Origin of the sequence: Alcanivorax sediminis, from assembly GCF_009601165.1 — a bacterium.
GTDB classification, from domain to species: Bacteria; Pseudomonadota; Gammaproteobacteria; order Pseudomonadales; family Alcanivoracaceae; genus Alcanivorax; species Alcanivorax sediminis.
On record NZ_WIRE01000001.1, the window covers coordinates 1,903,383 to 1,916,643 of the forward strand.

Below are 13,261 nucleotides of genomic sequence, written 5' to 3' on the forward strand. Positions count from 1 at the left end.
TTCTGCGTCGGGCGTCTGGCTTTCTGCATACTGCGTTAACTAATCAGAACTCTTCCTCTGACAACCGCTGCATGTCCTTCATGCGTCCGCTGAGTTTGCTGTAAAGCGCGAAGTCATCTTCGGCACCTTTCAACGCATATTCCATCTGCTGCAGCGCCTTGCCGCTGTTGCCGCGCAGGAAATGGGTTTCTGCCCGGGCATGCAGGGCTCTTACCCGGTCACCGCTGTTACCGTAGGCATCCGCGACCAGATCCCAGATATGGGGATCTGAAGGGCGTTTGTTGAGGAGGGGGGAGAGCACCGGTAGAGCCATGGCCGGCTGTTTGCTGCGCAAGTAGGCCTTGCTGAGCAGGATGGAGGCAGCGTAGTCATCCGGTGATACTTTGAGCACCCGTTTAGCCTCTTCAATGGCGCGGGGGTAGTTCTCCTCATCCACTGCCACCTCGACCAGACCGAGTCGAAACCACAGCTCATCCGGATACTGGTCAGCCAGTTGTTCCATCAGTGACCGGGCCAGATCGTATTGATTGGCGCGCAGATGGCTAAGTGCAAGGCCATAGCGTGCGGCCTGCAGGGCCAGTGCGCTGCGTTCATTGCGGTAGCGTTCGAAGTAGGCGATGGCCTGGTCATCTCCCTGGATAAAGGCAGCCCGAAGCCTGGCCTGAACCAGCAGGTAGTGTGGCGAAATACTCATGGGAGGCGAGGGCAGGTTCCGGGCCCGGGCCCGACTGTCTGCGATCCGGCTTTCGGTGACGGGGTGAGTAAGCAGAAATTCCAGAGGATCGCCTGCGAACTGCTGCTCATTGAGCATACGCTCGAAGAATCGTGGCATGGCGTCCGGGTCCATACCTGCCGAGGCCAGGGTCTGCATACCCACCCGATCGGCTTCGCGCTCGTTCTGGCGTGAGTAGGCCAGCTGAGCCTGGATGGCGCCGGCCTGGGTGGCGGCCATGCCCGCCATACCCGCTTCTCCCTCACCGGCAATGGCAACCGCAAGGCTCGCGAGCATGGCAGCCAGCACAGCGGTGTTGACCTTTTTTGCGTCCAGGTAGCGACGGGCGAAATGCCGCTGGCTGACGTGAGCGATTTCGTGGGCTACTACGCCGCCCACCTCGGATTCATCCTCCGCATTGAGGAACAGGCCCGCATTGAGGCCAATGACCCCGCCCGGAACGGCAAACGCGTTGATCTCGCGGCTGTTAATGACCACGATATCCAGTTCTGGCTCTTTCAAGTCGCTGAATGAGGCGAGCTTATAGACCAGGCTTTCCACATATTCCTGAATTAAGGGGTCGGACATGATCGAGGTCTGCCCACGCAGCTGCCGCAGCCATGCCCGACCCAGCCGGTATTCCTGATCCGCAGACATCAGTGCCGAGGTGGGATCGCCAAGCACGGGCAGATCGTCATTGGCACTGACCGGATTGCCGGCCAGACAGCAAAGCAAAAGTAATGCGCGAGGTAGCAACTTCAATCAGTACTCCATGTCGAATGGGCGGGCATGTGACTATAATGCCGTCAGGCAGACAATCAATGAAACCCTGTGCATGACTGACCCATTAATCGATCTTCAAATAGATGCTTCTGACCTGCAATGTCCGATGCCGCTACTCAAGACCCGTCAGGCTCTCAGACACCTTAATCCTGGCCAGGTTCTTGAGGTGATCGCGACGGATGCCTCGTCGGCGCAGGATATCCCTGCCTATTTGAGACAGTCTTGCCACCAACTGGTTCGTTGTGACGAACAACCCGGGCGATGGTGCTTTCTGATTCGCCGCGGAGAAAGGGAGAGCTGATGGTACGTATTCTGAGGCACTGGATGGACCAGTACTTCTCTGACGAGGAGGCGGTCTACCTGTTGGTGGTACTGCTGACTGTGGGCCTGGTCATCGCCTTTCTGGGCGGTATGTTGGCGCCGGTACTGGCGGCGATGGTGATTGCCTATCTGATGCAGGGGCTGGTGGCTGCGCTGGAGCGTCGTGGCATGGGCAGAATGCTGGCGGTGGGGTCTGTGTTTACCCTGTTTCTGGGGGTTCTGATTGCGACCCTGGTGGTGCTGTTGCCCATGGTCTGGCGGCAGACTGTGCTGCTAGTACGCGACCAGCTGCCTTATTTCCTGAAAAGCGGTGAAGCCTGGCTGCGGGAGCTTCCCAGCCGTTATCCGGAAATCGTTTCCATCGAGCAAGTCGATTCCATTGTGGCGGTGATCCAGAGGGAAGTGGCTGTTGTCGGGCAGGGGGTGCTGACCTTGTCGCTGTCATCGATACCCAGCCTGGTTGAAGTGATGGTATTCCTGGTGCTGTTACCGCTCCTGGTGTTCTTTTTCCTCAAGGACAAGGATGCCATCGTGGGCTGGCTGATGCGCTTCTTGCCGGATCGTCGCCGGGTACTGTCACACGTCTGGCAGGAAATGGACGGCCAGATTGCCAACTATGTGCGCGGCAAGGCCGCCGAGATCGTGCTGGTTGGCAGTGTGACCTTTGTGGCGTTCATGCTGTTCGGGTTGAATTACGCGGTATTGCTCAGTGTGTTGGTCGGGCTCTCGGTGGTGGTTCCCTATATCGGTGCCACCGTGGTGACGTTGCCGGTGGCGGCAGTGGCCTATGTCCAGTTTGGCTGGAGCGGTGATTTTGCTCTGGTGATGGTGGTTTACGGGGTGATCCAGTTTATTGACGGCAATATTCTGGTGCCGTTGCTGTTCTCCGAGGCGGTGAACCTGCATCCGGTAGCCATCATTACGGCGATTCTGCTGTTTGGCGGTCTGTGGGGGTTGTGGGGCGTTTTTTTCGCCATCCCGCTGGCCACCCTGATCAAGGCGGTGATCAACGCCTGGCCCGGACAGGGAGATTATTCAGTTGAGGTTTCGGAAGAGTCCGTAGAACCATGATCAAAAAAGGGGCGCATCTGCGCCCCTTCCTGCGTGTGGCCAACGAGCCTAGATCCCCAGCTCGTCCAGTTCGGCGAGCAAGTCTTCGTGGTGAGTTTTGGTCTTGAACTTGTCCATCACTTTCAGCAGCTTGCCATCCTTGCCGATGATGAAAGAGGTGCGGATCAGGCCCATGAACTCCTTGCCCATGAATTTCTTCATGCCCCAACAGCCGTATTTGTCGGCAACGGCATGATCTTCATCGGACAGCAGGCTGAAGTTCAGACCCTGTTTTTCGATGAATTTGGGCAGGCGGGCTACCGGGTCCGGGCTAATGCCGAAGACTACTACGCCACGCTTTTCCAGCTCGGCTTTGGTATCCCGGATACCACAGGCCTGCACCGTGCAGCCGGGTGTCATGGCCTTGGGGTAGAAGAACAGCACCACCGGGTTCTTGCCCTTGAACTGTTTCAGTTCAACGGTGTTGCCGTCCTGATCCTGCAGTTTGAAGTTGGGGGCCAGATTGCCAATTTTGGGGTGTGCCATGTCGGTTCAATGCTCTTCGTGTTGATGTTGGTGCATGTTGCCTGAAGCGGGTTGCGTGATGCGTCCTCTAACGCTTCGGGCTCATGGTGGCATCCAGGTTACGTGCCTCGCAGAAGTCCAGAAAGGCGTCACGTAGCTGAGCCACGGATTGTTCGGCATTCATGCTCAGCACCAGGTGAAGGCTGAACATGGGCGTGCCGGTATGCGGAGCTGCATAGGTGCCGGTGTGTAAATCGTCGATATTGATGCTGCGCGAAGAAAAGAAGTTGGCAATTTCATGGACGATGCCGGGGTTGTCCATGGCCACCACTTCCACTTCGTAGGGCAGGGAGGCGGGGCGTTGATCGCGACGCTGGGTGCGCTTGAGGGTGATAAGCAGGTCCAGCTGTTGGCTGAGGCTGCTCTGGTCTGCTTCCAGCTTTTCCAGGGTGGCTTCGCTCCCGGCCACCAGCATGAGGACGGCAAACTCGCCGCCCAGAACGGTCATGCGTGAATCGAGAATGTTGCCCTCGCGCTCCAGTACCGCGCGGGACAGGGACTCCACAATGCCGGGGCGGTCAGACCCCAAGGCTGAAATGACGATTAGCTGGTCCATATGACGCTCCCTGACATCTGCTTTCTGTTTGGCCCCGGCGAGGCATTATTATTAGTCGACAAGTATGCTTGAAAGATCAACATGCAGTGTAGTGCCCATGGCGGGAGAGTGCACGGCGCACTGGCCGGATATCGCCTTTCCCTGCTGGCATCTGGCGTCCAGCCCTGTCGGCGTTTACCATAGCGCCCTTCACCATTTAGGCAGGGTCCGGTGCCGGAGGGTATCGGTTTTGCGGCCAACAGGAGACAGGCATGATTCGCGGCAGCATTGTAGCGCTGGTTACCCCAATGCGTGGGGACGGTTCCGTAGACTGGGAGCATCTTCGCTCGCTGGTGAACTGGCATGTGGATCAGGGCACTCACGCCATCGTGGCGGTGGGCACCACCGGTGAATCCGCCACTCTGGGCTTCGAGGAGCACGATAGTGTGGTTCGCGAGGTGGTTGCCATCGTCAACGGGCGTATCCCGGTGATTGCCGGAACGGGCGCCAACAACACCGAAGAAGCCATCCGCCTGACCCGTGACGCCAAGCGTGACGGTGCCGACGCCTGTCTGCTGGTTACCCCCTACTACAACAAGCCGCCCCAGGAAGGCCTTTACCAGCATTACCTGGCCATTGCCCGTGCTGTGGACATTCCGCAGATTCTCTACAATGTTCCCGGCCGCACTGCCTGCGATATGTTGCCTGAGACCGTGGAGCGCCTGAGCAAGGTGCCGAACATCATCGGTATCAAGGAAGCCACGGGCAATCTGGAGCGCGCCCGCGAGATTCGTGAGCGCTGTGGCGATGACTTCATGCTCTATTCCGGTGATGATGCAACGGCTTGCGATTTCATCCTTGCCGGCGGTCACGGTGATATATCGGTGACCGCCAATGTGGCGCCCGCGAAGATGGCCGCCATGTGTGAAGCGGCTCTGGCCGGTGACGCCGACAAGGCCCGTGCATTGAATACGGAACTAGAACCCCTTCATCGTGATCTGTTTATCGAAGCGAATCCGATTCCGGTGAAATGGGCATTGTATGAAATGGGCCTGATTGACGCGGGTATCCGGCTGCCGCTGGTGCCGCTGTCTGACGCGGCCCAGCCGCGGCTGCGCGATACCCTGCGCCAGTGTGGGCTTCTGGAGGCTAAATGAAGCAAGTGGAAACGACCTCTTCGCGACTCTTTTCGATCCTGAAGAGGCGTTTGCCGGGCAGCCTGGCAATAGTAGCCATGATCAGTGGTTGCAGCTGGTTGCCCAATAGTAGTCTGAATTATCGTGATGCTGCGGTGACGGATCCGATTCAAGTACCGGAAGGCGGTACGTTCATTGGCGAGCAGCCTCTGTATGCCGTGCCGCGGCAGGAAGACCGTCTGATTGGCAGGCAGCCCGATGAAGACAAGTTTGTTCCGCCAAAGGCCCCTCAGTTGGTGGTGCTGGGCAACGAGCCTGATGATGGTGAAGATACCCCCGCCCCCAAAGGGGAGTCTGTCCGGGCGATTCTGGCTCGCGACGGGAATGGCTATCCGATCCTGATGATGTCTACTCGTTATGCATGGGCATGGGAGTATATCGGCACCGCGCTGAAGGAAACCGATCTGAAAGTGACGGACCGGGATCGTGAGGTGGGCATTTTTTATCTCCGTGTACCCTCACGGTACGAGCTGGACGAGAAAGAAGCCCAGCTCAAGCTCAGTCACACCACCAATGGTATTCAGGTGGCTGTGCTGAACGAGAAGGGGACGGCCCTGGTGGATAAAACGCCCGGTCTGGCGATTCTTGAGCGCATTTACGAAGAACTGGAATAACGCCGATGCGTCTTGCCTCGCTGGGCAGCGGCAGCAAGGGGAATGCCACCCTGATCCAGGCGGACGACACCCTGGTACTGGTGGACTGTGGGTTTACCGTTAGGGAAACCCTGGCCCGGCTTGCCGAGCGGGGTTTGTCTGTCGACTGTCTCAGCGCCATCCTGGTGACTCACGAGCATGGCGATCATGTGCGCGGGGCAGGGGCGCTGGCGCGCAAGACGGGGTGCCCGGTGTACAGCACGTTTGGCACGGCCTGTGCTGTGAGAGAAAAGCCGGCGAGTTTTCGCAATGCGAATTGGCAAGAGGTGCGTCCCGGGCGGAGCTTTCAGCTGGGGGCACTGGAGATATTGCCAGTGCTGGTTCCCCATGATGCCCGTGAGCCTTGCCAGTACCGTTTCTCCTGGCAGGGACGAACCGTTGGTGTGCTCACCGATTTGGGTTCGGTGACGCCGCATGTGGTGGATGCCTACGGAGAGTGTGATGCTCTGGTGCTGGAGTGCAATCACGATCGGCAGATGCTGGAAGGTGGCCCCTATCCTGTGTCGTTGAAGCGCCGGGTGGGTGGTATGTTAGGGCACTTAAGCAATGATCAGGCGGCAGCCTTGCTGCGTCAGACCAATGTGGATCGCTTGCAACATCTGGTGCTTTCACACCTGAGTGAGCAGAACAATACGGCCATGCTGGCGCAGGACGCCATTGAGCGGGTAATGACCTGCGGCCGTGAACGAATTGGCGTGGCCAGCCAGACCGAAGGGTTTGACTGGCTGCAGATACATTGATGACCCTTGGTGATAGGTCTTTCCATGGAAAAACGCGACGAGTTGTATGCTGGCAAAGCGAAGTCTGTATACACCACTGATGATGCAGACCGGCTGGTAATGGTGTTTCGGGACGATACTTCTGCCTTTGATGGCAAGAAGAAGGAAGCTCTGGCGCGTAAGGGAGCGGTGAACAACCAGTTCAACGCTGCCATTATGGAGAAGCTGAAAGCCGCAGGCATTCCCTGTCACTTCGAGAAGATGTTGTCCCCCACCGAGTCACTGGTGAAGAAGCTGGACATGATTCCGGTGGAGTGTGTGGTGCGTAATGTTGCTGCGGGCTCCATCTGTCGCCGTCTTGGCGTGGAGGAGGGGCTGGAGCTGAACCCGCCGACGTTCGAGTTCTTTTTGAAGAACGATGATCTGGGTGATCCCATGGTCAACGACTTCCACATCCGCAGTTTTGGCTGGGCTACCGACGAGCAGGTGGCCGAAATGAAAGCACTGACCTTCAAGGTCAATGATGTGCTCAAGCAGCTGTTCCTTGATGGCGGTATGCTGCTGGTAGATTACAAACTGGAATTTGGCGTGTTTAATGGTGAGGTACTGCTGGGCGATGAATTCAGCCCGGACGGTTGCCGCCTGTGGGACAAGGATAGCCGTGAGAAGCTGGACAAGGACCGTTTCCGCCAGGGGCTAGGCGGCGTGGTTGAAGCCTACGAAGAGGTGGGTCGTCGCTTGGGGATGACCTTCGAATACTGAGTTCAATCGCCGGCCTTTGAGGCCGGCAATCCGATAATAATAAGGAGCTTATGATGAAAATCGTATTCCGTCTGGCCACTGTGGCCCTGTTGTCCGCTGTACTGAGTGGTTGCTTCCTGACCAAGCTTGCGACTACCCCCATGCGTATTGTGGGCGCAGCGGGTTCAGTGGTGGGGGCGGCTCTGTCCATCATTCCTGTTGCCGGTAATGCGGCAGATGAGGCTCTCGAAAAAGTGGACGGTGCCATCGATACCACTGCTGACAGCATCGACAAGATCCCGCTGTAACTACCGGCGAGACTCAAGGGCGGGCGCGAAGGCGCTTGTAATCCCCCGGGGGGTGTGAAAAATATTGACTGCGCCCTCCCGGACGCCCGACATAACAACAAAAAACCGGAGTTCGCCATGCGTCGCTGGCTTGTTTCTCTTTTTGCCCTGTTGCCGTTTTCCGCCCAGGCGGACGATGCCCTGATTGGTCTGGGTTATCTGAATGGCCTGGTGGGCGTCAATCTGGAGTGGGCCACCACCCAGAACAGTTTCTTTGTCATGCCTGCCTACTATGTGGACTCATCTGGCCTGGATACCGACGAATTTCGGTGGGCGGCTGGCTGGCGCCATAAAATGGAGCGCGGCATGATGGATGAGAGCGGTTTCTACACCGGGCTGATGGCCGGAGACTTTGGCGGTGAGCGGCATTATGAGCGGTTGGGCGCGGGTTTCGAGATTGGTCATCAGTGGGTAAAGCCCTATTCCCGATGGACTGTCAGTGGTGTTATTGGCGCCGTTGAATCCCTTGAGTGTGCTGAATACAAAGCGGCATTCCGTTGCGACTCTGAAGAAGAGCAGGAGCAGTACGACCTGGATGTGGAGCCTGTCGTCATCCTGGGAATTAGTTACAGCTTCCGCCGTTAACGTCTCTGAAGGCTGGAGTGGCTAGTTCCTCTCCAGTCTGTTCTCTCCTGTAGCGCCCTATCTAGTCTGAGTGCGGGTCCTGTCAGTTGGCAGGATGTGTGCTCTTGTGTCTCCATGCCCCGTATTCGAGCATCACTTTTGCACAGTCTGGCAACGCTTTTTAACATACGTTCTAACGATGCGCTCTAACTCATTGATTTGTTGTTGCTGGATTCTAACTTATTGATTTTTATTGGTTTTAACCGTATGGCCATTTTTTCATCACTTTAGTGCCATAACAGGTGTGGCCTAGGCTGGCGCCGATTCCTGACAGTCTATGCACAGAGTTATCCACAGATATTGTGAGTAACTTTTTTTGCTTAACACGCCTGGAAAATGTTGCTTTTACCGCCGCAACATGGGGAGGGGGCGCCACGGCTGGCTGAGCAGCTGCTGGCCACTGAGCTTGAGCAGCAGGGTGTGAAAACCGGCATTGGGGAATGCTTCCCGGATACGTCGAATGCGGGCCGAGGGGAGCCCAAAGCGAAGCAGGCCAAGGCTGACATCAATCCAGTCTGCTCGGCGAAACATCTCTGCCAGGTCCAGGGTGTCCTGGCTGAAGCGGCTGACCTTGTGATGGTTGAGGATGAGCGCCTCGACAGTAGGCGTCCACTCCAGCAGTCCCTGTTCTTCCAGGTAATGGCCTGCGAGTCTGGCGGAAGGTTCCAGGTAGTCGAAGGTGCCCGCCAGCCAGATGCCGGCATCATGAAAGAACCCGGCAATGGCAAGCTGTTCCAGTTCCTCATCACTCAGCGCCCGCTGCGAAGCCACCAGATTTACCACCCGATAGATGTGGTTGCGATAGGCAGTCTGGTCTTTGCCGAAACGTTCGGAGTAGGCGTCAAACAAGGCTTCGATGCGGGGGTGGCGCTGAATCAGATCGGGTGTCATTGGTTATCCATTCTGTTTATTACTCATAGTGACGTGGGGTATAAGGGAAATCCACCCCCGTCGCGCGGATATTGCACCGGGTTGGCAGAACGCTTGTGTCGCCTGTCGCTGTTCATGACGTTAGTGAAGGAAATTGTCACGTCTTGTAGGCAACGCTTGGTGCGGCAAATCAGTTGTACTATAGTCGGACAATAATTTCGGCATTGTTCAACAAGCCACGGGGGTCAGGTGAGCTTCAAGGCCAAGGAAAGTCTTTCTGAGCAGATCGCCCAGCATCTGGCTGATCAGATCATTCGCGGCGATATGCTGGCGGGAGATCGTATTCAAGAGTTGCGGGTGGCTGGCGAGCTGGAGGTGAGTCGGGGCTCTGTGCGTGAGGCGCTGCTGATCCTGCAGCGGCGTCAGCTCATTGATATCCTGCCGCGCCGTGGCGCGGTGGTGAAGGAAATGTCCGAGTCCCATGTGCGCAGCCTCTACGAGGTGATGCAGATTCTACTGGGGCTGGTGATTCGCAAGGCCATCAAGGTGGTCCGCGAAGAAGACCTGGATGCCTTCATTGAACTGGTGCATGGCCTGCAGGTGGCTGCCGAAGACCGAAACCTGGATGAGTTCTTTAATCTTAGCTTCAGGTTTCTCGAGCACGCCTATCCCTATGCCCGAAACCCGTTTGTGGAAGATATTCTCATCAACATGCAGCCGGCCATGCAGCGAGCCTACTTCATGGCGCTACATTTGGAAGCGGACGAGGTGAAGGAGTGCCTGTCGTTCTTCAAGGCATTGGTGGAAACCATCTTCCGCCGTGATGTACGTTCTGCGCTGGAAATCATCCGTGAGTTTGCCGAGCATCAGTCGGACCTGGTGGAAGAGTCCATTACCCGGGCCAGGCAGATCGAAACCGCCTGGGGCTCGCGACGGAAAAAGTCGTAAAGCCAGTGGCTAGGGGGTTGCCCTGACCCGGCAAGCTGCATAGAATTGCCACCCTCTTCAGGTCGTTACGGTACCCTGAAGGCTATACAACCGTAGCTCAGTTGGTTAGAGCACCACCTTGACATGGTGGGGGTCGGTGGTTCGAATCCACTCGGTTGTACCAAATTGCTAAAGGCCCTGTCGCTATGCGTCAGGGCCTTTTTGTTTATGGCCTCCCTGCTAGAATCCGGGTTTATTCCACATTCGGCTGGTGACGACTTACATGGACTACCTGGGCCCTGTGCCTGCCCGTCTGGTGCTTTATCTTCCCCATCGCCCTGAAGGTCTGGCGTCGTTTGCACATGCTCCCTCCGCTCAGGCGGTGATCGCAGCCAATTCCAACCACTGGCGCAAGATCGTGACCTTGCTGGCCAAGGTGGCGTGCCCGGTGGCTGAAGACTGGCGCAGCTTTCGTGATGATCATTTGTTTGCGCAAACTGCGCTGTGTTTTTCGCCGACATTGAAGACGGGGGACGGCTGGCACTGGGTTGCGGGTCAGGCCAATCTGCAGCGATTTACGTCGCTGGATCAGGATGCCAGGGGGTTGCCCGAGGATGGTGGCATCGCTGTGGACTGGGCTCGCAGGGTTTTGCTGTCTCCCTATCCGGACTATCGCCAATTGAGCAATCAGCGCGTCTCCCTGATCCGTGGCGTGTTGGCGCAGGCTGGTTTCTATGACGGGCTGGGTTGCTGATGCGCCCGTATCGGCTGGGTTGCCCCCAGTGGCAGCATCCGAACTGGAATGGCCGTCTTCCTGATGGGGGAAGCCCGCTGCAGCGTTATGGCCGGGTGTTTGATTGTGTGGAAGGCAACACCACCTTCTACGCCACGCCGACATCGTCCCAGTGTGAGCAGTGGCGTGCGCAGGTGCACGAGCACTTTCGCTTCCAGTTCAAGTTTCCCCGCGCGGTGACCCACGACCGTCTCCTTGTCGGTGCGGACGCACTGGTCAGGGAGTTTCTCGACATCATGACGCCGCTCCAGGATGTGATGGGGCCTTTCCTGCTGCAGCTGCCCGCCGCCTTTGGGCCTGAACATCTGAATGCCCTGTGGGCGTTTCTGGATGACCTGCCCGCGCCGTTGAGCTGTGCCGTGGAGGTACGTCACCTTGCCTTCTTTGCCAAAGGGGAGGGGGAGCGAATGCTGAATCAGGGGTTACGTGAACGCAACTCGGCGCGGGTCTGTTTCGATAGTCGCGCGCTGTTCAGTGACACGGCTTCGGATGCGGTGACCGCCGACGCCCAACGTAAAAAACCACAGGTACCCGTACATGTGCTGCCGGTGGAGGCGGATCCGGTGATCCGCTTTATCGGTCATCCGCAGCTGGAGGCGAATCGGGCCTTTCTGGCTCCCTGGGTCACGCGGGCATCGGAATGGATCGCTGCCGGTCATCGGCCCTACATGTACATTCACATGCCGGATAACGGTGATGCGCTGGCCCTGGCTGAGCTGTGGCACGAGATGCTGGGGGACGTCATGCCGGATCTGGCGCCATTGCCGTTGGTGAAGCAGATGGATCAGCCGGGGTTGTTCTGATAACCCGGTGGCGAGTCACGAGGAGCGAGTTTCGAAAGTCAAAAACTGAGGAAGCGATGACGATACCGGGATGGTAATGCGGAGATAGTGCTGATGGAGCGGGAAGCGAATTTTGGAACGGTTTTCGCTTCTCGCTACTCGAAACTCGTCACTGATTTTCAGTTCAGGGCGATGCGGGTTTCGTCACGGCGACGGCTGTTCTCTGCCCACACCAGCAGGTCATAGTAGCGACGAATGTGGCGAACATAGACCACTGCCTGACCACCGCGGGCGTTGCCATACTTGAGCTGGTTGGCGTAGGCAGGCTTCGCCAGCATTGGCAGGCGCTGTTTCACGTCTTGCCAATTGTCCGGGTCGCCGCCCTGACGCTGGGTCAGGATACGGGCATCCTCCAGGTGACCATACCCCACGTTGTAGGCCGCCAGGGCCATCCAGGTGCGGCTGGGCTCCGGAATACGATCCGGGATGCGGGCATGAGTGCGACGCAGATAACCCGCACCGGCCATGATGCTCTGGGTGGGATCAGTACGGTCGCTGATACCCATCTGACGGGCAGTGTCGTTGGTCAGCATCATCAGGCCCTTCACCCCGGTTGGGGAGATGGCGCCCGGATCCCACAGGGATTCCTGATAGGCCACGGCCGCCAGCAGGCGCCAGTCAAAGCCGCTTTCTTCGCCGGCCTGACGGAACAATTCTTCGTAACGCGGCAGGCGATCTTCCAGGTGACGCATGAAGCTGCGGGCTGCGTACAGGTTGAAGTGTTCAACATGTCCGTAGAAGCGATCTTCCAGCTTGGCAGTGGTGCCATCAGCCTTTACCTGGGTCAGGTAGCGCTGGGCAGCCAGATACAGGCTCTGGTCGTCCTTGGGATTCAGGGCCCAGGCCAGGGGCATGTCGGTGGCCATGGTGTAGTCGGCAATCAGGTCCGGCCACAGGGCGCGTTGCAGGGCGTAGGTGTTGGAGTTGATGAGGGTGTAGTCCACCTCGCCATCTTCCACCAGGGCCAGCAGCTGCTCCGGAGTGGCTTCTTCCACCTCGATGAATTCCAGCTCCGGGTTTTCAAGTTGGGCCTTGATCAGCAGCTCCGCATGGCTGGAACCTGCCGGTACCGCCACAACATTGCCTGCCAGTTCGTTCACGTCAGCAATGCGTGGGCTGTCCAGGCGGCGAACCACCAGGGAATCGACATGCTGATAGGGGGTGGTGAACTGGAGACCTTCACTGCGTTCCGGGGTGTTGACCAGACCGGCAGCGGCAATGTCTGCCGTGCCCTTGCGGATCACGTAACGGATATAGGAAAGATCGTCGGACTCGAGAATGCGCAGCTCTACACCCAGGCTGTCGGCAAAGCCCTTGGCCAGCTCGTATTCCATGCCGGTGTAACCGTGCTGGTCTTCATAGTAGGTAGTATTGGACGGACGAGTAATCACGACCAGCTCGCCACGGGCCATGACCCGCTCCATGGCGGTTGGCGTGGGGCGCATTGCCAGCATCAGGCCAATCACGCTGAACAATGCCAGCGAGGCCAGGAGATGCTTACTGTGTCGGAAGAACACCGTCATCCTTGGGGCTACCTCTGTCAGGTTATCCAGACAGGCCGAT

Annotated in this window: 16 protein-coding genes and 1 tRNA gene; 12 read left to right on the plus strand and 5 right to left on the minus strand. The window is 57.8% G+C overall.

Annotated elements, in window-relative coordinates; genetic code table 11:
• Positions 1–43: 43 nt before the first annotated feature.
• Positions 44–1,474 (minus strand): M48 family metalloprotease, encoded by a 1,431-nt coding sequence (locus tag GFN93_RS08650; protein ID WP_235901750.1) that lies wholly within the window; start codon positions 1,472–1,474, stop codon positions 44–46.
• 73 nt (positions 1,475–1,547) lie between these two features.
• Between GFN93_RS08650 and GFN93_RS08655 the strand changes: the two genes are divergently transcribed.
• Complete coding sequence (locus tag GFN93_RS08655) at positions 1,548–1,796, plus strand: sulfurtransferase TusA family protein (protein ID WP_153500591.1); 249 nt, start codon at positions 1,548–1,550, stop codon at positions 1,794–1,796.
• On the plus strand, positions 1,796–2,887 hold the full coding sequence (locus GFN93_RS08660) for an AI-2E family transporter (RefSeq protein WP_153500593.1): 1,092 nt from the start codon (positions 1,796–1,798) through the stop codon (positions 2,885–2,887). Before GFN93_RS08655 ends, GFN93_RS08660 begins: the two co-directional genes overlap by 1 nt.
• 48 nt (positions 2,888–2,935) lie before the next feature.
• Here GFN93_RS08660 and bcp read toward each other — a convergent pair whose 3' ends face one another.
• Together bcp and GFN93_RS08670 are read right to left on the minus strand one after the other, a co-directional pair.
• A complete protein-coding gene (gene bcp, locus GFN93_RS08665) occupies positions 2,936–3,412 on the minus strand; it encodes a thioredoxin-dependent thiol peroxidase (protein WP_153500595.1) in 477 nt (158 codons plus the stop codon).
• A gap of 67 nt (positions 3,413–3,479) precedes the next feature.
• Positions 3,480–4,007 (minus strand): glycine cleavage system protein R, encoded by a 528-nt coding sequence (locus tag GFN93_RS08670; protein ID WP_153500597.1) that lies wholly within the window; start codon positions 4,005–4,007, stop codon positions 3,480–3,482.
• Between the two features lie 251 nt (positions 4,008–4,258).
• On the opposite strand from GFN93_RS08670, the gene dapA reads away from it, so the two are divergent.
• The 6 genes from dapA (at position 4,259) to GFN93_RS08700 (ending at position 8,227) form a co-directional block, all read left to right on the plus strand.
• Complete coding sequence (dapA, locus tag GFN93_RS08675) at positions 4,259–5,143, plus strand: 4-hydroxy-tetrahydrodipicolinate synthase (RefSeq protein ID WP_153500599.1); 885 nt, start codon at positions 4,259–4,261, stop codon at positions 5,141–5,143.
• On the plus strand, positions 5,140–5,796 hold the full coding sequence (locus tag GFN93_RS08680; RefSeq protein ID WP_235901752.1) for an outer membrane protein assembly factor BamC: 657 nt from the start codon (positions 5,140–5,142) through the stop codon (positions 5,794–5,796). Before dapA ends, GFN93_RS08680 begins: the two co-directional genes overlap by 4 nt.
• Before the next feature lie 5 nt (positions 5,797–5,801).
• Positions 5,802–6,575, plus strand: a complete 774-nt coding sequence (locus tag GFN93_RS08685; RefSeq protein WP_153500601.1) for an MBL fold metallo-hydrolase — start codon at positions 5,802–5,804, stop codon at positions 6,573–6,575.
• A 24-nt stretch (positions 6,576–6,599) separates the two neighbouring features.
• On the plus strand, positions 6,600–7,316 hold the full coding sequence (gene purC, locus GFN93_RS08690; protein ID WP_153500603.1) for a phosphoribosylaminoimidazolesuccinocarboxamide synthase: 717 nt from the start codon (positions 6,600–6,602) through the stop codon (positions 7,314–7,316).
• A 53-nt stretch (positions 7,317–7,369) separates the two neighbouring features.
• Positions 7,370–7,603 carry a DUF6726 family protein gene (locus tag GFN93_RS08695; protein ID WP_153500605.1) on the plus strand — a complete coding sequence of 78 codons (234 nt, stop codon included), beginning with the start codon at positions 7,370–7,372 and terminating at the stop codon, positions 7,601–7,603.
• Positions 7,604–7,720: 117 nt separating this feature from the next.
• Positions 7,721–8,227, plus strand: coding sequence for a hypothetical protein (locus GFN93_RS08700; RefSeq protein ID WP_153500607.1), 507 nt, complete (start codon positions 7,721–7,723; stop codon positions 8,225–8,227).
• 384 nt (positions 8,228–8,611) lie between these two features.
• On the opposite strand, the gene GFN93_RS08705 is transcribed toward GFN93_RS08700, so the two are convergent.
• Positions 8,612–9,157: an HD domain-containing protein gene (locus GFN93_RS08705; RefSeq protein WP_153500609.1), complete on the minus strand. Its 546-nt coding sequence runs from the start codon at positions 9,155–9,157 to the stop codon at positions 8,612–8,614.
• Positions 9,158–9,385: 228 nt separating this feature from the next.
• Between GFN93_RS08705 and GFN93_RS17560 the strand changes: the two genes are divergently transcribed.
• The 4 genes from GFN93_RS17560 (at position 9,386) to GFN93_RS08725 (ending at position 11,659) form a co-directional block, all read left to right on the plus strand.
• Positions 9,386–10,084, plus strand: coding sequence for a GntR family transcriptional regulator (locus GFN93_RS17560; protein ID WP_328594426.1), 699 nt, complete (start codon positions 9,386–9,388; stop codon positions 10,082–10,084).
• An 86-nt stretch (positions 10,085–10,170) separates the two neighbouring features.
• Positions 10,171–10,247, plus strand: a tRNA-Val gene (locus GFN93_RS08715).
• A 99-nt stretch (positions 10,248–10,346) separates the two neighbouring features.
• The gene (locus GFN93_RS08720; RefSeq protein ID WP_153500610.1) at positions 10,347–10,817 is read left to right on the plus strand and encodes a DUF6942 family protein; all 471 of its coding nucleotides are present in this window, start codon (positions 10,347–10,349) and stop codon (positions 10,815–10,817) included.
• Positions 10,817–11,659: a DUF72 domain-containing protein gene (locus GFN93_RS08725; RefSeq protein ID WP_235901753.1), complete on the plus strand. Its 843-nt coding sequence runs from the start codon at positions 10,817–10,819 to the stop codon at positions 11,657–11,659. The genes GFN93_RS08720 and GFN93_RS08725 overlap by 1 nt, the downstream gene beginning before the upstream one ends.
• Before the next feature lie 158 nt (positions 11,660–11,817).
• Here the strand turns inward: GFN93_RS08725 and mltF are convergent, their stop codons facing one another.
• Positions 11,818–13,221, minus strand: a complete 1,404-nt coding sequence (gene mltF, locus GFN93_RS08730) for a membrane-bound lytic murein transglycosylase MltF (RefSeq protein ID WP_153500612.1) — start codon at positions 13,219–13,221, stop codon at positions 11,818–11,820.
• Positions 13,222–13,261 lie beyond the last annotated feature (40 nt).